The organism is Amycolatopsis sp. WAC 01376, assembly GCF_003947415.1.
In the GTDB taxonomy this organism is placed as follows: Bacteria; Actinomycetota; Actinomycetes; order Mycobacteriales; family Pseudonocardiaceae; genus Amycolatopsis.
On sequence record NZ_QHKL01000010.1, the window covers coordinates 66,078 to 91,194 of the forward strand.

At 70.2% G+C, this 25,117-nt stretch carries 13 protein-coding genes; 9 read left to right on the forward strand and 4 right to left on the reverse strand.

The genetic code is table 11. The annotated features are described in order from the left end of the window. Positions 1-87 precede the first annotated feature (87 nt). The 5 genes from DMH03_RS37945 (at position 88) to DMH03_RS37965 (ending at position 15,879) form a co-directional block, all read left to right on the forward strand. Entirely contained in the window at positions 88-606 is a 519-nt protein-coding gene (locus DMH03_RS37945; RefSeq protein WP_125788103.1) for an adenine phosphoribosyltransferase, read from the forward strand. A 102-nt stretch (positions 607-708) separates the two neighbouring features. Beyond that, the gene (locus tag DMH03_RS37950; protein WP_370311031.1) at positions 709-3,015 is read left to right on the forward strand and encodes a bifunctional (p)ppGpp synthetase/guanosine-3',5'-bis(diphosphate) 3'-pyrophosphohydrolase; all 2,307 of its coding nucleotides are present in this window, start codon (positions 709-711) and stop codon (positions 3,013-3,015) included. 31 nt (positions 3,016-3,046) lie between these two features. Continuing rightward, positions 3,047-3,826 carry an enoyl-CoA hydratase/isomerase family protein gene (locus tag DMH03_RS37955; protein WP_125796825.1) on the forward strand — a complete coding sequence of 260 codons (780 nt, stop codon included), beginning with the start codon at positions 3,047-3,049 and terminating at the stop codon, positions 3,824-3,826. A 426-nt stretch (positions 3,827-4,252) separates the two neighbouring features. Beyond that, entirely contained in the window at positions 4,253-5,518 is a 1,266-nt protein-coding gene (locus DMH03_RS37960; protein ID WP_125796826.1) for an MFS transporter, read from the forward strand. Then, positions 5,518-15,879: a non-ribosomal peptide synthetase/type I polyketide synthase gene (locus tag DMH03_RS37965; RefSeq protein ID WP_125796827.1), complete on the forward strand. Its 10,362-nt coding sequence runs from the start codon at positions 5,518-5,520 to the stop codon at positions 15,877-15,879. Before DMH03_RS37960 ends, DMH03_RS37965 begins: the two co-directional genes overlap by 1 nt. Positions 15,880-15,954: 75 nt before the next feature. Here the strand turns inward: DMH03_RS37965 and DMH03_RS37970 are convergent, their stop codons facing one another. Then, positions 15,955-16,812: a peptidylprolyl isomerase gene (locus DMH03_RS37970; protein WP_125796828.1), complete on the reverse strand. Its 858-nt coding sequence runs from the start codon at positions 16,810-16,812 to the stop codon at positions 15,955-15,957. A 157-nt stretch (positions 16,813-16,969) separates the two neighbouring features. On the opposite strand from DMH03_RS37970, the gene DMH03_RS37975 reads away from it, so the two are divergent. Then, positions 16,970-17,578 (forward strand): MBL fold metallo-hydrolase, encoded by a 609-nt coding sequence (locus DMH03_RS37975; RefSeq protein ID WP_125796829.1) that lies wholly within the window; start codon positions 16,970-16,972, stop codon positions 17,576-17,578. Then, positions 17,578-18,234, forward strand: a complete 657-nt coding sequence (locus DMH03_RS37980; protein WP_125796830.1) for a hypothetical protein — start codon at positions 17,578-17,580, stop codon at positions 18,232-18,234. Before DMH03_RS37975 ends, DMH03_RS37980 begins: the two co-directional genes overlap by 1 nt. 63 nt (positions 18,235-18,297) lie before the next feature. Here the strand turns inward: DMH03_RS37980 and DMH03_RS37985 are convergent, their stop codons facing one another. The 3 genes from DMH03_RS37985 to DMH03_RS37995 form a co-directional block, all read right to left on the reverse strand. Next, entirely contained in the window at positions 18,298-18,567 is a 270-nt protein-coding gene (locus tag DMH03_RS37985; RefSeq protein WP_125796831.1) for a hypothetical protein, read from the reverse strand. A 98-nt stretch (positions 18,568-18,665) separates the two neighbouring features. Continuing rightward, positions 18,666-20,060, reverse strand: a complete 1,395-nt coding sequence (locus tag DMH03_RS37990) for a YibE/F family protein (RefSeq protein ID WP_125796832.1) — start codon at positions 20,058-20,060, stop codon at positions 18,666-18,668. Positions 20,061-20,101: 41 nt separating this feature from the next. Next, on the reverse strand, positions 20,102-21,079 hold the full coding sequence (locus tag DMH03_RS37995) for a GlxA family transcriptional regulator (protein ID WP_125796833.1): 978 nt from the start codon (positions 21,077-21,079) through the stop codon (positions 20,102-20,104). A gap of 98 nt (positions 21,080-21,177) precedes the next feature. Between DMH03_RS37995 and DMH03_RS38000 the strand changes: the two genes are divergently transcribed. Beyond that, positions 21,178-21,888: a DJ-1/PfpI family protein gene (locus DMH03_RS38000; RefSeq protein WP_125796834.1), complete on the forward strand. Its 711-nt coding sequence runs from the start codon at positions 21,178-21,180 to the stop codon at positions 21,886-21,888. Between the two features lie 87 nt (positions 21,889-21,975). Beyond that, a complete protein-coding gene (locus DMH03_RS38005; protein ID WP_125796835.1) occupies positions 21,976-24,942 on the forward strand; it encodes a BTAD domain-containing putative transcriptional regulator in 2,967 nt (988 codons plus the stop codon). Positions 24,943-25,117 lie beyond the last annotated feature (175 nt).

Genomic DNA, 25,117 nt, shown 5'->3' on the forward strand with positions numbered 1-25,117 from the left:
GAAAGGTCCTTTCATTGCAAAATTTGCAATGAAAGGACCTTTCCTAGCGTTCAGGGACCGGAAGCACGACTGGAGAGCAGGAAGCACATGGAGCTGGACAAGGCACTCGACCTGATCGCCGACGTGCCGGACTTCCCGGAACCCGGCGTGCTGTTCCGGGACCTGAGTCCGCTGTTCGCCGACGCGGCGGGCTTCAAGGCGGTCACCGACGCGCTGGCCGCCACCGTCGATCCCGACGTCGACCTGCTGGCAGGAGTCGAAGCGCGCGGGTTCCTGCTCGCCGCCGCCGTCGGTTACTCCCGCGGTCTCGGCGTGGCGTTGATCCGCAAACCCGGCAAGCTGCCCAGGGTCGCGGGCCGGGTCGATTACACGCTGGAGTACGGCACCGCGACCGTCGAGCTCCCCGAAGGCGTCGTCGCGCCTGGTCAGCGTGTCGCGGTCCTCGACGACGTGCTCGCCACCGGTGGCACGGTCGCGGCCACCTGCAAACTGCTGGAAGACGCGAAAGCGCAGGTCACCGGCGTGTCGGTGGTCATGGAACTCGCCGGGCTCGGCGGTCGTTCCGTGCTTGAAGGGCGTCGTGTGGAGGCCCTCCGGGTGTGTTGAGCGGGCGTCCTCAGTGTGCCGCTAGGAGGAGCGGCTACGCTTGACGTCCGAAGGCCGCACGAAGCGCAGGAGGTGCGGGTGAGCCAAGAGCTCGATGCCGCGGTGTCCTCGAAGGACGGCACCGAGCAGAACGGTGCGACGCGACAGGGGGCCGCGCCGACACCGTCCGCGACGCGCCGTGTCCGTGCCCGTCTCGCCCGCCGGATCACCGCCCAGCGCGCCGCGCCGGTCAAGCAGGTACTCGAGCCGCTCGCCGTCATCCACCGCGAACTGCATCCGAACGCCGACCTCGCACAGCTCCAGCGCGCCTACGACGTCGCCGAAGAGCTCCACCGGGAGCAGCGGCGCAAGTCCGGCGACCCGTACATCACGCATCCGCTCGCGGTCGCGACCATTCTCGCCGAACTCGGCATGGACACCACGACGCTGGTCGCCGCGCTGCTGCACGACACCGTCGAGGACACCGGCTATTCGCTGGAGAGCCTGAAAGCGGACTTCGGTGAGAAGGTCGGCGAGCTCGTCGACGGCGTCACTAAACTGGACAAGGTCAAGCTCGGCACGGCGGCCGAGGCCGAGACCATCCGCAAGATGGTCATCGCGATGGCGCGGGACCCGCGCGTGCTGGTCATCAAGCTGGCCGACCGGCTGCACAACATGCGCACGATGCGCTTCCTGCCGCCCGAGAAGCAGGCCCGCAAGGCGCGCGAGACCCTCGAGGTCCTCGCCCCGCTGGCGCACCGGCTCGGTATGGCGACGGTCAAATGGGAGCTGGAGGACCTGGCGTTCGCCATCCTGCAGCCGAAGAAGTACGACGAGATCGTCCGGCTGGTCGCCGATCGCGCGCCCTCGCGGGACACGTACCTGCGCTCGGTGATCACCGAGCTGACCGGCAACCTCGAAGGCTCGCGGATCACCGCCAAGGTCGAGGGCAGGCCGAAGCACTACTACTCGATCCACCAGAAGATGATCGTCCGCGGCCGCGACCTCGACGACATCCACGACCTGGTGGGCGTGCGGATCCTGGTCGAGGACGTCCGTGACTGCTACGCCGCGATGGGTGTCGTCCACGCACTGTGGCAGCCGGTCCCCGGCCGGTTCAAGGACTACATCGCGCAGCCGCGGTTCGGCGTCTACCAGTCGTTGCACACCACGGTGATCGGGCCGGACGGCAAACCGCTGGAAGTCCAGATCCGCACCTACGAGATGCACCGCACCGCCGAGTACGGCATCGCCGCGCACTGGCGGTACAAGGAGACCAAGGGCACCCACAACGGGAATGCCGTGGACGTCGACGAGATGGCGTGGATGCGCCAGCTCCTCGACTGGCAGCGTGAGGCCGCGGACCCAGGCGACTTCCTGGAGTCGCTCCGCTACGAGCTCGCCTCGCGCGAGATCTTCGTGTTCACGCCCAAGGGTGACGTGATCACGCTGCCGGTCGATTCGACGCCGGTCGACTTCGCCTACGCCGTGCACACCGAGGTCGGGCATCGCTGTATCGGCGCCCGCGTCAACGGCAGGCTCGTCGCGCTCGAGCGCAAGCTGGAGAACGGCGAGGTCATCGAGATCTTCACCTCGAAGGCCGAGACGGCGGGGCCGAGCCGCGACTGGCTGCAGTTCGCCGGTTCGCCCAAGGCCCGCGCGAAGATCCGGCAGTGGTTCGCCAAGGAACGCCGCGACGAGGCGATCGAAGGCGGCAAGGAGGCCATCACCAAGGAGGTCCGCAAGGTCGGCCTCCCGATCCAGCGGCTGGTCTCCGCCGAGTCGATGGGCGCGGTCGCCACCGAACTCCGGCACCCCGACATCAGTTCGCTGTACGCCGCCGTCGGCGAGGGCCACACCAGCGCGAAGCACGTCGTGCAACGCCTGGTCGCGCTCATCGGCGGGGTCGACGAGGCGGAGGAGGAGCTCGCCGAGCGCGCGACCCCGTCCACCGTCACCCGCCGCCGCGGCTCGAACGACGTCGGTGTCGTGGTGAAGGGCGCCAGCGACGTCTGGGCCAAACTCGCCCGCTGCTGCACGCCGGTGCCAGGCGACGAGATCCTCGGTTTCGTCACGCGTGGCGGCGGTGTCAGCGTCCACCGGACCGACTGCACCAACGCCGACGACCTGACAGCGCAGCCCGAACGGCTGGTCGAGGTCGAGTGGGCGCCGTCGGCCTCGTCGGTGTTCCTCGTCGCGATCCAGGTCGAGGCGCTGGACCGGCACCGTCTGCTCTCGGACGTCACCAAGGTGCTTGCGGACGAGAAGGTCAACATCCTGTCCGCGTCGGTGACGACGTCTCGCGACAGGGTCGCGGTCAGCCGGTTCTCGTTCGAGATGGGCGACCCGAAGCACCTCGGCCACGTGCTGAAGGTGGTCCGGGGCGTCGAGGGCGTTTACGACGTGTATCGGGTCACTTCGGCTTCGTGACCACCGGTGGGCCCCGGATAGGGTTCAGGACATGACTGACGGGTTCGAGTTCACTCGCGACGGCGAGGTCGCGCGGCTGACGTTCACCAGGCCGGAGAAGATGAACGCGATCACCTACGGGATGTGGGCGGCGATCCCGGACGTGGTGGCGCGGGTGGAGGCGGACCCGGCGATCAAGGTCCTCGTGCTGACCGGCGCGGGTGCGCATTTCTCGGCGGGCGCGGACATCAGCGAGTTCCGTGACCTGCGGTCCACCGCCGAGGCGGCCGAGACCTACGACAAGGCCGTCGACGGTGCCGTGGCGGCGCTGACCGCGTCGCGGAAGCCGACGGTGGCGATGATCCAGGGGAACTGCATCGGCGGCGGTTGTCAGCTCTCGGTCGCCTGCGACTTCCGTTTCGCCGCCGAGGGTGCACGGTTCGGCATCACGCCGGCGAAGCTCGGGATCGTCTACCACTTCGACTCGACACGGCAGCTGGTCTCGTTGGTCGGCCCCGCGAACGCGAAGTACTTCCTGCTCTCGGGTGAGCTCGTCGACGCGCGGCGGGCACGGGAGATCGGGCTGCTCAACGACGTCTTCCCTGCCGGTGAGCTGGAGGCCTCGACGGCGAAGTTCGTCGAGACGCTGGCTTCGCGTTCTCAGGCGTCGGTGCGCGGGATGAACCGCATCATCGAGAAGATCGTTGCCGGGCAAGAGGAATCCGACGCCGAAGTGGACGAGATCCGGCTCGGTGCCCTGCACGGCGAGGACTACGCCGAGGGTGTGGCCGCGTTCCTGGCGCGGAGGCCGCCGAAGTTCACCTACCGCTGAGGCCCGTTGGTCGTACTGCGTAGCCGGCCGGTCACCGCTCGACGAATGAGCGTCCGTTCGGCGGGAACCGGGCGAGGCAAACGGCATAATCACGGATTCCGATGGAGTAGTTCTCGTCGCCGTGCCGCTTTGCTTTCACTCGGCGTGCTCGATTGAATTCGAGCCGTTCGGAGGCGGTGTCCGCTGTTGACGAGGTGAATTCGGGCCGTTATTCTCGCCGAGATGGGAAAACTGGGGAAGTAAAGCGGCCGGCGTGCCTCGGCGCGTCTCTGCGGGGAAACGTTATTTCTTTTTCTGTCCATGGTCGAACTTTCGGCTTCAGTGGTCGTTTTCACGGTGCGACCGTGTCTTTTGTGCGCTCATCAGCGTCAACCGCACTGATTCACGTAGCGCCCGACCGGCTCCGGAAAACGATCAGGGGATTCGATGTTCGTTCGTCGCGGCCGGAAAACCGGTTCTGGGGATGCCGCGCTTTTGGCGTTTCTCGTGGCGTATTCGGTGTCGTCGTTCGGTACCTTTCTCAACCTGATTGCGCTGGCCTTGTTCACGCTGGAAGTGACCGGCGGGCCGCTCGGCCTCGGTGCGGTGATGGCGGTGCGCATCGGCGCCGGTTTCCTGTTCGGTGTGCCGGCGGGACGGCTCGCCACGCGGTATGAGCGAAGGCGGCTGATGGTCGTCGCGGATCTCGCGCAGGCGGCGGCGATGGTCGTGCTCGGCGTCGCCGGGCAGGCGGTCGGGCTGGGCGGGCTGCTCGTGGCCGCCGCCGTACTGGGTGCGGGCAACACGGTGTTCTCGGTGTCGCTGCGGACCAGTGTGCCCTCGATGGTGGGGCAGGACCGGCGGGTACGGACGAACGGGCGGCTGGTCGCGGGGCGATCGCTGGGGACGGTGCTGGGCTACGCGGCGGCGCCCGTCGTGGTCATGGCGGGCGGATTCGAGGCCGCGTTTCTGATCAACGCCGCGTCGTTCCTGGTGTCCGCGGCGGTATTGTGGCTGCTTCCCTTGAACACCAACAGTTCCGACCGAGAGAAAGCGGTCGTGCCGACCGACGGCCCCCGGGCGCGGGTGACGGCCGGACTGTCGTCGGTCGTCCTCGGCCTGGTGCTCATCCGAGGCTCCGACGCCTTCGGTTCCGCGTCGCACAACGTGGCCCTGCCGGTACACGCGGGCGCGGAGTGGCCGGGCGCGCCGTACGCGTTCATGAGCTGGTTCTGGACGGCTTGGGCCGTCGGCACCATCGCGGTGCAGTGGGTCGTCCGCCGGACGGACCACGGCAGGGTGGCGTGGCTCGGCGAACGCGCGTTCGCCGCCGGGACCGTGCTGATGTCGGTGGCGTTCGTGGTCGCGTTCACCGGCCTGCCGATCCCGGTGCTGGTGGTGGTCCTGTTCGTCGCGGGCCTCGCCGACGGGCTCACCGAGGTCGCGTATCTGAGCAGATTGCAGGCCGCGCCGGAAGCGGAACGCGCGCGGTTGTTCGGCCTGTCGGCCAGCGCGGAGACGGCAGGGTTCGCCACCGGGATGGCCACCTGCGGCCTGCTGCTCGAGGTCGCGCCTCCGCCGGTCGTCGTCGCGGCCTACCACGCCCTCCCGGTCCTCGTGGTCGGGATCGTCCTGCTGCGCCTTCGGAGCCGCCGGTCGGGGGCCGTCGGCGTGGTGCCCAGTGTCGCGAAAGCAGCGAAGAAAGGATCGTGATGGGGGAAGCGTTGGTTCACGGGGGACCGCTCGAACTGGGGGCGGGCGAGCGAGTGGGTCTCGCTCAAGCGCTGCGGAACGCCGCGGCAGGCGCGCCCGATCGAGCGGTGGTGACGCTGGACGCGGCGGGAAAGCCGGATCGCTGTCCCTACCCGGAACTCCTGGCCAAGGCGAGCGCGGTGCGGGCCCGGCTGCGGGACCTCGGAGCAGGCCCCGGCGATCCGATCGTCCTGTCCGGTCTGCCGCTCGCCGAGTTCTTCCCGGCCTTCTGGGGATGTGTACTCGGTGGTGCGCTGCCGGTGCCGATGGCGGGCGCGGCGGAGGACGACGCGTCGCGGCGGCGGCTGAAGCATGTGGCCGAGCTGCTGGGTGATCCCCTGGTGCTCGTCGACGGCACGGTTCCGGGCTTGTCCGGTTTGCGGCTCGCGCGGGTGTCGACCGAGCCGATGAGCGCACTGCCCGAACTCGGCCTTCACTCACCGGCGCCGGACGATCCGGCGCTGGTGATGCTTTCCTCCGGCAGTACCGGCGCCGCCAAGGCGATCCCGCTGACACATCGCGGCCTGATGGAGTTCGCGGCCGGGTCCCGCGAGGCGCTCGGCCTGCGGCCGGAGGACACCACGCTGAACTGGCTTCCGGTGGACCACAGCGGTGCCTTGCTCCTCTATCACGTGCTTGAGGTCTACGCCGGTGTGACGAACGTGCATGTGCCGACCGAGCTGGTACTGGGCAGGCCGAGCCGCTGGCTGGATCTGCTCGCCGAGTACCGGGTCGCGCACAGCTGGTCGCCGACGTTCGGGTTCGCGCAGGTCGCCGCCGAGCTGGCCGAGGACACCCGCGACCGGGATCTGTCCTCGGTCCGCACCCTGGTTTGCGGCGGCGAGCAGATCCAGCTGCCGGTGATGTCGCGCTTTCTCGACCGGACCGCCCGGTTCGGCATCGAGGAGAGCCGGATCCGGCCGGTGTGGGGGATGACGGAGACGGTCACCGCGATCACCTTCGGCAGTCTCGGTACCCCGGACAGCGTGCACCGGGTGCTGAAGTCGAGCCTCGACGGCGAACTGCGCGAAGCCCCCGAATCCGCGGAGGAGCACGAGTGCAGCACGTTCGTGGCGGTCGGTTCCCCCGCGCCCGGGGCGAGTGTGCGGGTGGTGGACGACCGCGGCGAACTGCTGCGCGAGCGTGAGATCGGCAGGCTGCAGGTGCGCTCCGCCCGCGTCACCCCCGGATACCTGCACGCCGAGGAGGCGAATCGCGCCGCATTCCCGGCGCCGGGGTGGCTGGACACCGGTGACCTCGCCTTCTTGGCGAACGGTCAGGTCGTGCTCACCGGCAGGGCCAAGGATCTGATCATCCTCAATGGACAGAACCATTTCTGCCACGAGATCGAGGAAGTCGTGTGCGCCGCGAGCGGCGCCCAGGCAGGCGAGGTGGCCGCCGTGGGCCTGCCCAACGCCGAGTCCGGTACCGAGGACCTGGTCATCCTGATCGCGGCGCGCGCGGCCGGATTCGACGCGGTCGCGAAGGCGGTGCGGGAAGCGGTCTTCGGCCGATTACGTCTGACCGTGGCGAAAGTCGTCCCGGTCGCACCCGACGAGTTCCCGCGCACCGGCGGCGGCAAGGTCCAGCGCGCCGAACTGCGGCGACGGCTGCTCGCCGGGGAACTCGGGCGGGGCACCGGCGACGTCCGCGCCACCGTCCTCGCGGCGGTCCGGGAGGTGCTGGGCCAGGACGTCGATCCGCGTACGCCGTTCTACGAGGCGGGGATGACCTCGGTGACCGTGGTCAGGCTGACCACGACGCTGACCACGCTGCTCGGCCGGGAGGTGCGGCCGACCCTGGCGTTCGAGTACCCGAGCCCAGCCCAGCTCGCCGATCACCTGTCGGGACCGGGCCGGGTGAAGGAGCCCTCCGTGGTGGCCACCCCGGCGCACGACGACCGGATCGCGATCATCGGTGTCGCCGTGCGGGTGCCCGGTGCGACGGACCTCGACGGATTCTGGGCCGACCTCCGCGACGGCGTATCCCGGGTGCGGACCTTCGACGGCGGGGGACCGGGGGTGGTCCCGGTCGCCGGCGCGCTCGACGACGTCGACTCGTTCGACGCGGACTTCTTCGGGATGAGCCCGCACGAGGCGGCACTGACCGCGCCCGCGCACCGCCTGTTCCTGGAGTGCTGTCACGAGGCGCTCGAATCGGGCGGCTACGCGGCGGCGGACGCGGGGACCAGGATCGGCGTGTTCGCCGGGACGGGTATGCAGCTTTACGGCCACCAACGGCACGTCGCTCAAGACGCGCGTCCACCCGCCCCGGACGAGCTGACCGCGATGCAGACGGCGATGGGAACGGAGCCCGATTTCCTGGCGGGCCGGGTGGCGCACCGGCTGGGGCTCTCGGGGCCCGCGGTCGGGGTGCAGACGGCGTGTTCGACCGGGCTGGTCGCGCTGCACCTCGCCGGGCAGGCACTGCTCACCGGGGACGCCGACCTGGCCTTGGCCGGGGCGGCGGCCGTCCATCTCCCGCAGGATTCGGGCTACCGGCCGTACCCGGGCGGGATCCTTTCGCCGACCGGTGCCTGCCGGGCGTTCGACGCCGGCGCGGACGGCACGGTCGGCGGCAACGGGGTGATCGCGGTCCTGCTGAAACGGCTCGACCGGGCGATCGCCGACCGTGACACCGTGCACGCGGTGATCCTGGGGTCGGCGGTGAACAACGACGCGGGCCGCACCGCGGGGTTCGCGACGCCGAGCGTGTCCGGGCAGGCCGACGTCGTCCGGCTGGCACTGGCACGCGCCCGGGTGGCGGCGTCGTCCGTCACCTACGTGGAGGCGCACGGCACCGGTACCGCGCTCGGCGACCCGGTCGAGTTCGAGGCGCTCAGCCAGGCCTACGCGGAGGACGGCCACACCGGGTTCTGCGCACTGGGCTCGGTCAAGCCCGGCATCGGCCATCTGGATACCTGCGCCGGTCTCGCCGGCCTGGTCAAGACGGTGCTGATGCTGAAGCACGGAGAACTGGTGCCGACCCTGAACCTGAACCGGCCCAACCCGGAACTCCGGCTGGCAGGCAGCCCGTTCGTGCTGGCGACGGAGCACACGCCTTGGATCACCGACGGACCGCGGCGGGCCGGGGTCAGCGCGCTGGGCGTCGGGGGCACGAACGTCCACGTGATCCTGGAACAGGCCCCGATGCTCCCGCCGGCACCGGCGGCGCGGGGACCGGTGCTGCTGCCCGTGTCGGCCGCCGACGCCGAGGGGCTGTCCGCGCTCACCGGGGCCCTGCGAGATCATCTGCGCGCGCACCCGGAGCTGCGGGCGCCGGACGTGGCGGCCAGCATGGCGCTCGGCAGGCCGCATCGGTCGCACCGGCTCGCCGTGGTCGGGGGTGACACCGCCGAACTGGCGGCCGAGCTCGGCACGATCGGCGAGGAATCCTTTGAGCCGCACCAGTTCGGGACGCTCGCGTTCGCCTTCTCCGGACAGGGCGCGGCGTACCGGGGGATGGCCGCACGGCTTCGGGACACTTTCCCCGTCTTCCGCGAAACGCTGGACGAGTTGCTGGGACTCGCCGAGGAATTCGGGACCGCCGGTGTGGCCGACGCTCTGCTCGGCACGCCGGATCCGGCCGCCGTACTGTCCACTGTGGAGGGACAGCCCGCGTTGTTCTGTCATCAGTTCGCGCTGGCGCGGCTTTGGCTGTCGTGGGGTGTGCGGCCGGATTTCGTGGTCGGGCACAGTTTGGGGGAGTACGCGGCGCTCGCCGTGGCCGGCGGGATCGACGTGGCCGACGGGCTGCGGCTGACCTGCTTGCGCGGCAGGCTGATGCAGGGGACCGAGGCGGGCGGCATGATCGCGGTCCGCGTCTCGCCGGAGCGGGGCGGACGGCTCGCCGTCGCGACCGGGACGGAGATCGCGGTGGTCAACGGCGACCAGTCCTGCGTGCTGTCCGGGCCGTCGGCGGCGATCGCGGCCGCGGAGACCCTGCTCGACCGGGAAAACCTCTCCTGGCAAAGGCTTCCGGTGGACCGGGCCTTCCATTCGGCACTGCTCGAACCCGTTCTCGACGAATTCGAACGCGCGGCCGAAGCGGTGCGGTTCGGCCCGTTGCGGATGCCGTTCGCGAGCAACCTGGGCGGGGTGATCCCGGCCGGTGCCTCGGTCGACGCACGCTACCTGCGGAGGCAGATCCGTGAGACGGCACGGTTCGACGAGTCGCTGCGAGCGCTCGAACGCGCGGAGTGCGGGGCCTACCTGGAGATCGGGCCGCGTGAGGTCCTCGGCTCGATGGGACGCGCCGCCCTCCCACACCGGTACTGGCAGCCGTCCGTGGGCTCCCCGCCCGACGATGAGTGCGCCGCGATGCTGCGCGCGGCGACCGCGCTGTACCGGCGCGGCGCGGACCTGGATTGGGCGGAGCTGGCGCCCGCCGGCGGCCGCGTCCCGTTGCCCGGGTACCCGTACCGACGGGTCCGCTTCGCGCGGCCGTCGGCTCCCGCCCCGTCCGACGCCGGGCAGGTGAGCTCGGGGGCGGTCCTCGCCGAGGTCCGGCGGCTCGCCGCCGACCGGCTCGGCACCGACGACCTGCCCGAGGACACGTCGTTCGTGGCGGGTGGTGCCGATTCACTGGCCCTGATGGGGCTGGCCCGCGAACTGGAGCGTGCCTTCGGCGTGCGGATCGGGATCCGGGAGCTGCTCTCCGAAGCGGGTACTCCGGCGAAAGTGGCCGAGTTGATCGAGCGAAGCGGCGGAGCGCCTCCCACCTCCGGTGAAAGCGAGCCGGAGCCCGGCACACCGGTCGAAGACGTGTCTCTTCACGGTTTGATGGACCGGCAGCTGAAGCTCGCCGAGACCATGATGCGCCAGATGACGGAGCTGATGCACCGGCAGCTCGACGTGGCACGCGGCGGGACCCCGGACACCGTGGTGTCCGCGCCGAAGCCGGTCGAGCACCCGGTCCGTCCGGCGGCGATGCCCGTCGTGCCGCCCCCGGAACCGGCGACTCCCGGGGCAGGCTGCGCGTTCAGCCTCTACTTCTTCGGCGACTATCCCGATCGGGATCAGCAGGACAAGTACCGGCTGATCATGGCCGCCGCACGGTTCGCCGACGAGCACGATTTCCATGCGCTTTGGTTGCCGGAGCGGCATTTCGACTCCTTCGGCGCGCTCTTCCCGAACCCATCGGTGCTGGCCGCCGCGCTGGCCGCCCGAACCGAGCGGATCCGGCTGCACGCCGGGTCGGTCGTGCTTCCGCTGCACCATCCGGTCCGGGTCGCCGAAGAATGGTCCGTTGTGGACAACCTGTCTTCGGGCCGCGTCGGGCTGTGCGTGGCGAGTGGCTGGCACACCAGGGATTTCGCGCTGGCACCGGAGAACTTCGGCAACCATCGCGACCTGATGTACGAGGGGCTGGACACCGTGCGCCGGCTCTGGGCGGGGGAGGAGATCGCCCTCGTCGCGGGCGACGGCGCGCCCACCACGGTCCGCCTGCATCCGGCACCCATCCAGCGGCGCCCGCCGATGTTCATCGCCGTGGTCGGAAACCCGGACAGCTACCGCCGGGCCGCCGCGGCCGATCTCGGCGTGGTCACCAATCTGATGACCCAGGACGTTTCCGCGCTGGCCGGCAACATCGCGCTCTATCGGCGCACGCGCGCGGAACACGGGCTCGATCCGGGCTCGGGACGGGTCGTGGTGCTGGTGCACACCTTCCTCGGCGCGGACCACGAACGCGCGCGGCAGCAGGCGTTCCGGCCGTTCTGCGACTACCTGCGCTCGTCGCTTTCGCTGCTCGGCCAGGTCGGGGACAGCCTGGGGCTGAACATCGACCTGGACGGCGCGACCGATGAGGACATCGAGTTCATGCTCGGCGACGCGTACGAACGCTACTGCGGATCCCGTGCCCTGATCGGCAGTCCCGAGCGATGCGCACCGGTGGTGGACGCGCTCGTGGCGGCGGGGGCCGACGAGATCGCCGCCTTCGTGGATTTCGGTGTCCCGCCGGACCAGGTGCTCGACGCGTTGCCTCTGCTCGACGGCCTGCGCCGTCGCTACCAGTCGTCCGGCCTCGAGCCCTCACCCGCGCAACGGCGCATCTGGTTCCTGGAAAGGATGTTCCCCGGCACCGGTGCCTACCACGAGCCCAAGGCGATCCGGCTGGACGGACGGCTGGACGAAGTGGCGCTGCGGGAGTCGGTGTCGCGCGTGGTTTCGGCGCATCCCGCCTTGCGCACCGTCTTCCACGAGCGGGACGGCGTACCGCGGAAATCCGTGCTGCCGTCGATGACCGTCGAGTGCCCGCTGATCGACCTGTCCGGGCGCACCGAAACCGAAGCCCTCGCCGAAATCCGAGCCAGGTTCGCCCGGACCCGGCTCGCGCTCGACACCGGGCCGCTGGTCGCCTTCGCGCTGGTCCGGCTCGCCGAGGACCGCCATCTGTTCTGTCTGGTAGCCCACCACATCGTCTTCGACTCGGCGTCGACCGCGGTGTTCCTGCGTGATCTCGCCGCGCACTACCGCGCTTGGCCGGGTCTGCCCGCCATCCGGACCGGACCGGGACCGGAGATCGAGGTCGAGAGCGGGGATCCCGACGAGGATCTCGCGTTCTGGCGCGACGAACTGGGCGGGCTGCCCGAACTCGCGCTGCCGACCGACCGGCCGCGGCCACCGGTGCCGTCCCGGCGGGGAGCCGCACTGAGCGACGAGCTGGCGGCCGGTCTCGGCGAACCGCTGCGCGCCGTCGCGGCCGCCTGCGGCAGCACCGTGTTCATGGCGGTGCTCGGCGCGATCGGCGCCGTGCTTGCCCGGTACGGCGGGCAGCAGGACTTCGCGGTCGGCACGGTCGTCAGCAGCAGGCCGGACTCCGCGAGGGACGCGATCGGCCTCTTCCTCGACACGGTCCCGGTCCGCCTCGATCTGTCCGGCGACCCCACCTTCGCGGAGTTGACCCAGCGCGTCAGAGACCGCACCACCCGGGCGTACGAGCATCGGACCGTCCCGTTCGACGAACTGGTCGGCCTGCTGAATCCCGATCGCGCCGCGAACCGCAATCCCCTGTTCGACGTGCTGATCGAATTCGAAAACGCGGTGGACGAGCCGTTCGCGCCGCCGCTGACGGCCACCGCGCTGGACATGGCCCGCGACGAGGTTCCGTTCGACCTCGCCTTCTATCTGACGGCGCACGGTGACGGGTTGCGCTGCCTGGTCGAGTACAGCACCGACCTGTTCGACGAAGCGACCATCGCCCGGGCGCTGAATCTGCTGAAACAGGTTCTGCGCCAAGCGATCACGAAGCCGTCGGCACGGCTTTCCGAGCTCACGACGCCGACCGGGGAAGACGTGGTGCTGCTCGACCGGTGGCAGCACGGCGCGCCGGAACGGACGGCGGGGTGTCTGCACACCGCGGTCGAGCGGCAGGTCGCCAGTACGCCCGACGCCACGGCGCTGATCGGCGACGACGGTGAGCTGAGCTACCGCGAACTGGACCTTCTCGCCGAGTCGATCGGGCGTCTGCTGGTCGGTCTCGGCGTCACCCGCGGGCAGATCGTGGCGGTCTCCCTGCCGCGCGGCCCCCAGCTGATCGCCGCGCTTTACGGTGTCCTCAAGAGCGGCGCGGCGTATCTGCCGCTGGATCCGCGGCTGCCACCGCAACGGTGCCGGTTCATGCTGCGCGACAGCGGTGCGGTGCTCGTGCTGACGACGAAGGCGGTGCTCGTCGCGCAGCCCGCGCTGGGGGAGTTCCCGGTGCGTCTCGCGGAAGAGATCGTGCCGGACCCGAAGGCGCCGGAGCTGCCCGAAGTGCGGCCGGATTGGCCCGCGTACTGCATGTACACCTCGGGATCCACCGGAACCCCGAAGGGCGTTCTCGTCTCGCATCGCGGTCCGGCCAACGTCATCGCCTGGCAACGTGATCAGCATCCGCCGATGCGCACCCTGCAATGGACGTCGCCGAGTTTCGACATCAGCGTGCAGGAGATCTTCTCCACCTTGGCCGCCGGCGGGGCGCTGGTGCTGCTCGACGACGAGCGGCACAAGGACCGCGACGCTGTCGCCGAGGTGATCGAAAGGCACCGCGTGGAGCGGATCCTGATGCCGTTCACCCCGCTGAAGCATCTGGTCGAACCCGGCCTCACCGCGCCCTCGATACGCTTGATCCTGTGCTGCGGGGAGCCGCTCGTGCTCACTCCGGCACTGCGCCGCTTCCTCGCGGAGCATCCCGATTGCGCGCTGCACAACCAGTACGGTCCGACCGAGGCTTCGCTCATCGCCACGGATCACCCGGTGGATCCGCACGGTGAGCCCCGGCCACCGATCGGGGTCCCGATCGACGGCGTGCGGCTGCTCCTGCTCGACCAGACCGGCCACCCGGTCCCGCTCGGCGCCATCGGCGAGATCCATCTCGGCGGGGCCGGGCTCGCCGAGGGCTATCTCGGCAGACCGGAGGAAACCGCCGCGGCGTTCGTCGAAGCCAGGCCCGGTGAACGGTGGTATCGCACGGGCGACCTCGGCCGGTGGCGCGGCGACGGAACCCTGGAATTCCTCGGCAGACTCGACGACCAGGTGAAGATCCGCGGCAACCGGGTCGAACCCGGTGAGACACAGCGGGTGCTGGCCGGGTTGGACGAGGTGGCGGACGCGGCCGTCGTCATCCGCCGGGATCACCATGGCGACGCGGAACTCGCCGGTTACGTCGTGTTCGCCGGCCAGTCCGCACCGGATCCGTGGGCGCGGATCACCGAAGCGCTCGCCGAAGAGCTGCCCTCGTACCTGATCCCGACCCGCTGGGTCGTGCTCGACCGGCTGCCGACGACCACCAGCGGCAAGCTGGACCGCTCCGCTCTGCCCGAGCCGACGTCGACAGCAATGGACGTGGACGACGCTCTGCCGTCCACGGACACCGAGCGTCGCCTGCACTCGCTCTGGTGCGCCGAACTCGGCCTGAGCGAGGTGGCTGTCGATCGGTCCTTCTTCGCTGTGGGCGGGCATTCGCTCGCGGTGGTCAGACTGGCGGGCCGGATCACCGAGGAATTCGGGATACCGGTCTCGGTCACGGAGTTCTTCCGCGCGCCGACGATCCGCGCGATGGCCGCGCGACTGGGCGGCCTGCCCGAACCCGCCGTCACCCGGACCGTGCCGTTGACGTCACTGCAACGCAGGCTCTGGAGACGCCAGGCGGAGAACCCGCAGCCGCAGGTGTACAACGTCGGGTATCGCGTGGACCTGCGGGGTGAGCTGGACCCGCCGGCGCTGCACCGCGCTCTCGACCGGCTGGTGGCCAGGCACGACGCCTTGCGCGGTCGTGTCGCGTTGTCCGGTGACGGGCCGCGGATCGACGTGCTGGCCCCGTTCAAGTTCGATCTGCCGGTGGAGCATCTGGGTACTGACGACGCGGTCGGCGACTGGTGCGGCGCAGTCGTCGCGGAACCCTTCGTGCTCACCGAGGCACCACTGCTGCGTGCCCGGCTCGGCCGGATCGCCGTCGATCGCTGGGTGCTGGTGCTCGTCCTGCATCACCTGGTCTGTGACGGCTGGTCCATGAACATCCTGTGGCACGAGCTTTCCGAGCTGTATGCCGCCGAGATCGGCACGACGTCCACGCCACTGCCCGAACCCGAGGCGCAGCACTCGGACTACGCACGCTGGCAGACCGGGCACGACCACGCGGCCGACGTCCGCTATTGGCGAAGCGAACTCGCGGACGCCGACCTGCGCTGGCGGCTTCCGTACGACCGGAAACCGCCTGCCCGGCCCAGCGGGAAGGGCGATCTGCATCAGGTGTACCTCGCTCCCGAACGGCTTCGCCGCGTCGACGGGGTGGCCGCCGCCGCCGGCACGACGCGGTCCGTGCTCCTCGCGAGCGTGTTCCTGCTGTGGGCGCGAGAGACCTGCGGTCAACAGGACCTCGTCCTCGCCGTTTCCAGCGCCCGCCGGACTCGCCGGGAACACGAGCGGACGGTCGGCATGATCGGCGAGGCCGTGCCCTTGCGAGTCCGACTTGGGGAAACCGCGGAACTACCCGACGTCATGGCGGCGGTGGCGGAGAAGCTGTTCGCCTCGCTCGATCATCAGGAACTTCCGCTCGACGAGACGATCGCGCTCGCCGGGCAAGGCGTCGATCGGTATCCCGCCGTGTTGTTCACCGCTGTCACGACCCCGCCGTCGGAGCTGAACCTGCCTGGTTTGTCGGCGACCGTGCACGATTCGCCGGTGGCGGGCTGCGCCAGAACAGAGCTTTACGTCGTGTTCGCCGAAGACGGCGGCGGGCTGAGAATCAGCTTTGAATATTCGACGGATTTGTTCGACGCGGCCACCATCGGCCGCTTCGCCCAAGACGTCCTGCGAATGCTGGAGTGCTGCTCCGAATGAGGGGTAAGGCCCTAACCGAACGCGCCCGCCAGGTCTTCCGACCGGGCGGGCGCGCCGTTGAGCTCCAGCTTGACGTCAGGCGTTGACCGTGACGCCGGTGAACTTGACCTCGGTGTTGGGCGGGCCGGTGCCGTCGCCGTTGCCTGCCTGCGCGTTCGCGCCGGCCTTGGCGACCTTGTCGAGCACCTTCAGGCCTTCGTCGGAGATGCTGCCGAAGACCGAGTACTCGGCGGGCAGTTCGGCCTCGCCGTAGACCATGAAGAACTGGCTGCCACCGGAGTTCGGCTGCTGCGTCTTCGCCATCGCGAGGATGCCGCGGCCGTACTTGATCTCCTTGAACGCCTCGTCCGGCATGGTGTAGCCCGGGCCGCCCATGCCGCTGGCCTCGGGGTCACCGCACTGCAGCATCTGCAGGCCGGTGGTGCCGAGCCGGTGGCACTTGGTGTCGTTGAAGTAGCCCTGCTGGGAAAGGCTGATGAAGCTCTGCACGGCGCACGGGGCGAGCGCCCGGTCCAACGTCAGCGGGATGTCGCCCGCGGTGCTCTTCAGCACGACGTTCACCGTGCCGTTCGAAGAGACGTCCTTGCCTTCCGGCTTGTTCACCTTCTTCGACGCCGGCTTGGCGGAGTCGTCCTTGTAATCACAGGCCACCGGGTTCGCCAGCGGCGTCGGCCGCTTCGGCATCGGAGCGCGCTCCGTGGGGATGGTGACCTCGGGGGTCGGAGGAGCCGAGCTCGGGGAAGCGTCGGAGGCGGCATCGTCACCACTGCTACTGCTGACGATCCACCACACCGCGCCCGCCACGATGGCGACGACACCGACGACCGCCACCGAGCCGACGATCCTGCGCCGCTTGGCCTGTTCGGCCCGTCGCACGATCTGTCGCTCGAGCTTGCGCTTCGCGGCTTCGCGGCGCTGCTGGTTGGTCGGCACCCGCCCTCCCGGTTTCCACTCGATGTTCACACGTCTGAGGTGGGAGGAGTCTATGGGCACAGGCTGTGAGACCCCTGTACAGGGGCCGCTACGCTTACTTGATCGTGATCAGGGCCATCCTGTCACCTGTTCGGCGGAAGATCTGAGGAGGCGTTTCGTGCTGGTTGTCGGTTTTCCGGCAGGCCCCCTCGAAGCCAACTGCTACCTGCTCGCCCCGGACGGCGGCGGTGAATGCGTGATCGTCGATCCCGGCGAGGACGTCGTCGAGCCACTCGAAGCCGCGCTTTCCGCGCACGGCCTGACGCCGGTCGCGATGCTCGCCACCCACGGCCACCCTGATCACGTCGCTTCGGCGGCCGAGGTCGGCGCGCGCCACGGGATACCTCTCTATCTGCACGAGGCGGACCGGCCACTGCTCGGTCAGGACGCCGGGGAACGGAAGGACGGGATCGTGCCACTCGTCGATGGCCCGCTCAGGCTGGCCGGACTGGAGATCACGGTGTCCCGCACACCGGGTCACACCGCCGGTTCGGTGGTCTTCGGGCTGACCTCAGCCGAGGGCGGCCGTATCGCGCTCACCGGGGACAGCCTGTTCGCCGGTTCGATCGGCCGGTCTTCCGGCGACGGCGACGAACTCGTGCGGTCCCTCGGCGCCAAGGTGATGACGCTGCCCGACGACACCGTCGTCCTGCCGGGGCACGGTCCGGCCACCACGATCGGGCAGGAGCGGGCGGGCAACCCGTTCCTGGCCGGGACGGGCGCGTGATGGCGGAGCCGACCGGAACCCCGGAGACCCCCGAACGTCTCCCGCTGTTCCACGACGACCCGAAACTGCGTCGCAGGCGCGGCTGCTCCAGCATCGCCGGCGTCGTGATCTTCGCGGCCGCGTTCGGCGGGATCGCCGGACTGATCGGCGGTGAGATCGCCGGGCTCGTGGTCGCAGGCGTGATCGCGGTGCCGCTGCTCTACGTCATGTTCTACAACCTGCGCCGCCGAGTCTGGCTCGAAGGCGAAACGCTCATCGTGCGGACCTGGGGTGTGCGGCGGATCGATCTGACCGCGGCCGAACGCATCGACCTGGTGATCAGCGACGTGCGCGGCACCCGGACGGTCAGCCTGCTGGTCAACGCGGGCAAACGCCGCAAGGTCGCGAAGGTCGACATGGCCGTGTACTCCGGCGCGGGTGGCCGCGAGCTGGGCATCCTGCAACTGCGCAAGCTGGCGAACGCGCTGCTGAACAACACCGAGGCGAACGGCCTGGTGTTCTCGGAACTGCTGGTAGCGCAACTGAAGTCGGAGGCGCGCGGGGACGCGGCGGCGGAACGGCCGCTCTACCGGCTCGCCTCGGCGGCGCCCAGCGGGAAGTACATCCAGCGGTTCACGATGGAAGCGGTCAGCCGGTTCGTGGCGACCTTGGACTGAACCGTGTGGCGCCGAGTGTCATGAAAGGGTCGTTCAGGACGAAAAATGTCCTGAACGACCCTTTCATGACACTTGCTCAGGGCGGGCCCTCGCGGTCTCCAGCTTCTCCAGCCGTGTCTTGATCTCTTCCAGCTGGTAGACGATCTCCGGCAGTTCGCCCGCGGCGAAGGTCGCCAGCCGTTCGGAGTGCTTGAGCGTCGCCCGCACGTCGTCGAGTGCGGCGGCGATCTTGGGGACCGCCTCGACGGCTTCCAGCGTCGAGACGAGGACGCGCCGCGCCACGGCGGTCAGCTGTCTCGGGACGGCGAACGCGGCGTCGAAAACGTCGAACATGGCCCCTCCGATCACGCGGCGAACCTCGGGTGCGGCCTCTTCGTACCCGACTCCGGCCCGTGATCACGCGGTGGGCTCGCGCTTTGAGGCGCCTGTGACTACAGGGACTCTTGTGGCTCCCGCGAGGCGATCAGCGCGGCCAGCACGGTGGTGACCGGGACCGCCGCGACGATGCCGACGCTTCCGGCAAGTGTCCGCACGATCTCCTGCGCGATGTTCTCCGCGCCGAGGATCGAGCCGAGTCCGACGCCGGAAAGCGAGGTGTACAGCAGCACCGGCAGCGCCGCCCCCGCGTACGCCATCACGAGGGTGTTGACCGCCGAGCCGACGTGGTCACGCCCGATCCGCAGGCCCGCGCCGTACAGCTCACGCCAGCCGAGCGACGGGTTCGCCCGCCGGAGTTCCCACACCGCGCTCGTCTGCGTCACGGTGACGTCGTCCAGCACACCGAGCGCGCCGATCACGACGCCCGCCAGCAGCAGCCCCCGGGCGTCGATCCCGTGCCCGAGCGAGCCGATCAGCTGCGAGGTGCTGTCGTCCAGCCCGGTCAGCGACGCCGCGGCCGAGAAGATCGCCGACAGGACACCGATCAGGACCAGGCTCACCAAGGTGCCCAGCACCGCCACCGAGGTTCTCGCGGACAGCCCGTGTGTCAGATACAGCGCGACGAACATGATCGCGCCGGCGCCCGCGATCGCCACCAGCAGCGGACTTTCCCCGGCGAGGATCGACGGCAGCACGAAGAGCGCCAGCACCAGGAAGCTCAGCCCGAGCGCGATCAGCGCGGCGAGCCCCTGCCAGCGGCCCAGCACGATCACCGCGAGCGCGAACAACCCGGCGAGCAGCAGCAACGGGGTACCCCGCTGGAAGTCGACGATCTGGAACGACGCGGGGTTCGCGACGTCGCCGCCGTTGTAGGACAGCACCACCTTGTCGCCGGCGGCGAACCGCGGCGTGCTCGGCTCGATCGGCAGCGTCAGCTTCAGCGACTTTCCGGTCCCGGGGCCATCGGTCATCGTCAGTTCGCTGGTGAGACACGGTTTCGCGTCCGGCGGCGGTTCGCCGACCTGGACCTGTCCCTCGGCGAGACACGGGCCGGTGATCGTCCCGGTGACCGTGGCGTTCACCGGGACTCCCTGGGGGAAGGCGCTTTTCGCCGGATCCTTGCCCCACGGGTAGAGCAGGACCATGCCGGCGACGGTCGCGACGGCGAGCGGGATCAGCAGCCACATCAGCAGCAGCCGGACCCGGCGCGACGCGGGCGCCGCCGGTCCGTGGCCGTGCGCGTGCCCGTGGCCGGCCTGTTCGGGCTTCGGTTCGGCGGCGCGGCGTCTGCCCGGTTCGGCCTGCCGCGGCCGCTGTGCCGGGGGACGGGGGCGTCGCGCGCCCTCGGGGCGCGGCGAACGGGACGTTCCGGGCGAACGATCGGACGGGGCGTCCGTAACCCGGCGAATCGGGCCGGTGTCGTCGTCGGAGAGGTCGCGGCGGTTCACCCGCATATCCTCCACAGTGCGCGCCGCGTGCCGCACACGGCCTAGCCGAACGCCTGCCGAAGGTGGACACGGCGATAGGCCGACGGCGGGGTGTCGAAGTGATCGAGGAACGCCTGGCGAAGTGTCTCGGTGGAGCCGAACCCGCATCGCCTCGCGATCGAGGTCAGCGGAAGTTCGGTCCCGCACAACAGTTTCGCCGCGTTCTCGGTCCTCGCCGCGCGTACGTACCTGCTGGGCGTGGTGCTGAGGTGCGCGTCGAACAACCTGGTCAGCTGCCGGGTGCTGATCCCGGCCCGTTCGGCGAGGACGGTGGTGCCGAGATCGCCCGCGAGGTGCTCGGCGACGTACGCGGTGATGTCGCGGACCAGCCGGTTTTCGGGCGGCGGGCCGGACAGGAACATGCTCACCTGCGCCTGGTTCCCCGGCCGTTGCAGGTAGGTCACCAGCATGCGGGCGACCTCCCTGGCGACGCTCGGGCCGTGGTCCTCCTCGACGAACGCGAGCGTGAGGTCGATCCCGCTGGTCACCCCGGCTGCCGTGTAGACGTTGCCGTCGCGCACGTACAGCGGCACCGGATCCACGTTCACCTGCGGGTAGCTCACCGCCAGCCGATTCGCGAATCGCCAGTGGGTGGTGGCGCGGCGTCCGTTGAGCAGCCCGCAAGCGGCGAGCACGGTCGCGCCGGTGCACACCGAGGCGACGCGACGGGTGTCCTGCGCGAGCCTGCGGATGTGGGAGACCATCCTCGGATCCGCGGCGGCGGTCTCGTGCCCGGTGCCGCCCGCGACGATCAGCGTGTCCAGTTCGCCGGTCACCTGGTCGAGCCGGTGCTGTGCCTGCAACGTCAGCCCGGACTCGCAGCGGATGCCGCGGCCGTCGACGCTGGCGAGCATGATCTCGTATCCCGGCTTGCCCCCGAGTTTGGTGGCGGCGTCCAGAACATCCGCCGGACCGGCGATGTCGAGCATCTCCGCATTGCTGTAGCCGACGATCAACACTCGTCTGGGTGAACCCGGCATGATCGAACGCTAGCAGTAACGCCCGGCCGCCGGACGTTGTTCGCAGGAATCCGGACATCCGGCCCACCACGGCCCCGCGTCTGCGCCACGGTTGTCCCATGACAGACGACAAGAAGACGATCGCGTTCGTGGTGTATCCGGGGATGACCCCGCTCGACCTGGTCGGGCCGCTGACCGTGCTGGACGGGATGGCGAGCACGACGCAGGAGTATCGGACGGTCGTGGTCGGTGAGACGAAGGAGCCGGTCACCACCGATAACCCGCTGAAGCTCGTGGCGACCCACACCTACGACGAGGTGCCGTCGCCGTACGCGCTGGTCGTGCCCGGCGGTGCCGCACCGACGCTGAAAGCGCTCGCCGACGAGAAGCTGATCGGCTACCTGCGGAAAGCCGGGGCGAACGCGGAACTCGTGACCTCGGTGTGCACGGGGTCGCTGCTGCTGGGGCAGGCCGGGCTGCTGGAGGGGCGTCGCGCCGCGACGCACTGGATGTTCCGTGAACTGCTGGGCGCGTTCGGGGCGGAACCGGTCGCCGAACGCTGGGTCGAGGACGGGAACGTGATCACCGCCGCCGGGGTGTCGGCGGGGATCGACCTCGCACTGCACCTGGTCGAGCGGCTCGTCGGGGCCGAGATCGCGCGGACGCTCCAGTTCGTCATCGAATACGACCCGGAGCCGCCGCAGGGCCCGCTCGACTGGTCGAAGCGGCCGTACGGGGACCTCAAGCCGCTGCTGGAGCACACGGTGAACGAGGCACTCGCGGACGAACCCGCCCTGCGAGACCGGCTCCTCGCGCACACGGGGAAGTAAGGGGGACGGCCATCCGGGTGAGAAATCGTCGATACGGGCATAGCACCGGGTTACATTCTGGTCATCCGTACAGGTGATAGGTGGCTCGTGAAGTTCCAGGTGCTCGGCCCGCTCGCGGCCTCGGTCCCGCTGCCGTCGGCGGCTCAGCCCCGCCGGGTACTCGCCGTGCTCCTGACCCGGCCGAACGAGTTCGTCCACCGGGACACCCTCGTGGACGAACTCTGGCCGCAGGGACCGCCGTCGAGTGCCGCCGCGGTCGTGCAGATGGCGGTTTCCAAGCTGCGCAAGGCATTGTCACCCGGCGTGCCGTCGGACGACGTCCGGCAGCGGCTGCGGTCCGGCCAGGGCGGCTACCGGCTGACGGTGTCGGAAGGGGAGCTGGACGTCACCGGCTTCTCCGAGCTGACCGCCGCGGCCGCGCGGGCGACCGGTGACGAGCGCGGGGTACTGCTCGAACGGGCGCTCGGACTGTGGCGTGGCCGGGCTTTCGCCGACGTTCCGGCCGGCCCGCTGGTGGAGGCGCACCGGCTGTGGCTGGAGGATCAGCGGAGTTCGGTGCTGGGCAAACTCGTCGAGCTGGAGCTGGCGGCCGGTGACCACAAGGCCGTCGCCGACCGCTTGGGACCCGAGCTGGCCGTCCGGCCCGCCGACGAACGCCTCGCCGGGTGGCTGGCCGAGGCGTTGCACGGGCTCGGGCGGCGGGACGCGGCGCTGGCCGTCCTCGACCGGTGCCGTCACGCGCTGTGGGAGCACGCCGGTGTCTCGCCGGGGGAGGAGCTGCTCGCGGTCCACCGCCGGATCGCCGGAACCGGATGGTCGGCAGGCGGTGCGCCATGCCGTTTACCGCCTGCGACGCCGGATTTCACCGGCAGGGCGACGGAATTGGCGGACGTGGTCCGTGCGCTGCGAAGTCCCGCGCCGGTCGTGCTGCACGGGGCGGCGGGAGCGGGGAAGAGCACGCTGGCCGTCCAAGCCGCGTGGCGGGTGCGCAAGCGGTTCCCCGACGGGCAGCTCGTCGCCGACCTGCGGGAGACCGGTGACGTGCTCGCCGGGCTCCTTCGCGCGCTCGGCCTTGCGGAAGCGGAACTGCCCGCAGACCGGGCCGGACTGATTTCGTTGTGGCAGAGCCACACCGCGGACCGGCGGCTGCTGGTGATCCTCGAGAACTGCCGGTCCGAGGCCGAGGTGCGGCCGCTGCTGCCGAACGGTCCCGGCTGCGCGACGATCGTCACGACGCGGCGGCGGCTGGCCGGGCTCGTCGGTGCCAGACCGGTCGAGGTCGGCGCGCTGTCCTACCCGGAAGCGCGGACGCTGCTCGGCGCCATCGCCGGAGAGACCCGGTTGTCCGCCGAACCCGACGCCGTCCGCCGGGTGGTGGCCTGCTGTGACGGCCTCGCGCTGGCGGTGCGGGCGGCGGGGATGAAGCTGCTGTTGCGGCCGAGGGTGAGCGTCGCCGAGTTCGCGACCCGCCTGGAGAACGAGCGCCTGCGCCTCGACGAACTCTCCGCCGGCGACCTGGCCGTCCGCCCGGTGCTCGCCGAAGCTCTTGCCGAGCTTTCGCCACGGCAGCGGAATTCCTTGCGGTTGCTCGGTTTCCCAGGTGCCACCGAGATCGCCGACTGGTTCGCGGCGGCCATGCTCGGCCGTTCGTCGGACGAGACGGCCGAGTTGCTCGACGAACTGGTGGACGACCACTTGCTCCACGTCGGGCCCGACCGATCCGGCGTCCTTCGGTACCGGCTGCCGGATCTCGTCCGGCTCACGCTCCGGGAACCGCCCGATCCGGCGGCCCTCAACCGGGCGCTGACGGTCATGGCGGCGCTGGCTGAACACGCTTCCGCCGCACTCGGCGACGGATACCCGCCGTCTCGACGGGGTGATGCTCCCGCGGCGGCCTCGGATCGCGTCGCGGCCGATCCGATCGGCTGGCGTGTCGCGGAATCCGCGAATCTGGCGCTCGCCGTCCGGACCGCGAAGAGCCACGGCTGGACCGAGCTGACCGCGCGGCTGTCCGACGCCTACAGCGATCTCGTCGGACCGCGCAAGGGCGGGTCTCCGGCCTGGGTCGGGTTCGGCATCGTGCGCGATCGCCTCGATCTCCCCGCGGAGGCGCGGAAACTGCTGAAACTCGGGCATGCCCACGCCGACGCGGGGGACCTGGCCCGGGCGAGGACCTGCTTCTCGCTGGCCGAGGCGAGATTCCGCGCCGCGGGTGACCAGCCGGGCACCGGGGCCGCGCTCGTCGCGCTCGCCGACGTCGACGCGGACTCCGGCCGGGCCGGTTCGGCGGTCCACGCCCTGCGGGAGGCGATGGACCTGTTGCGGGACTGCGGTGATCTCGCCGGGCAGGCGATGGCGTCGGCCCAGTTCGGCTCGCTGTGGGACGACCTCGGCGACTTCCGCCGGGCGAAGGAATGCTTCGAAGCGAGCCTGCTCCTTTCGCTCCATTGCGAGGACGGGCGGCAACACGACCGGTCCGCCAAACGGTACGCCGACGTACTGCGACGGAACGGTCGCTTGGACGAGGCCGGTGAGCTGCTGACGAGCGCCCTGCTCGGCACCCGTAGCTCGCGCGAACGCCACTGGGAGGCGCACGTCCTCCGTAGTTTCGGGGATCTCCACGCGAAAACCGGCGACGCGGGGGAGAGCGAACGATGTCTTTCGCGGTCACTGGAGCTGTTCGAGGACGTCGGGCACCGGCACGCCGTCGCCTACACGCATCGCAGCTTCGGTGAATCGCTGCGTCTGGCGGGTGAGCATGGCCGGGCCGCCGAGCATCTTGGCCTCGCGATGAGTACGTTCCGCGAGCTCGGAGACCGGCGCGGCGGCGGTTATGCCTTGCTGAGCTTCGGGCGTCTGCGGGCCGACGAAGGCGTCGCGACCGAAGCCGCCGAAGGGCTCCGCACCGCGGCGGGGCTGTTCCGGGAGCTGGGCTTCCCGGTGTGGGAGCTGCGTGCGCTCCGGGACCTTTCCGCCGTGGACAGGAGCGGGCGCCAGCGGGATCGGGCTCGTGAAGCCTTGACGAAGATCCGCTCGAGGGTGACTCCCGCATAGCCCGGCGAAGGAGTACCGGCGACGGCGTTTGGCGAAGTTATGGCGACGGCGTGTTGACTGCGGCTCAGGCGAGCGGACTTCGCGCCGTCCCGAAATCGCGGGACTGGGGGTGGCGGCGCGTACTCGTGGCCGGGTGACGCCTTCCGAGGGCTGGAGGCGTCACCCGGTTCGACGG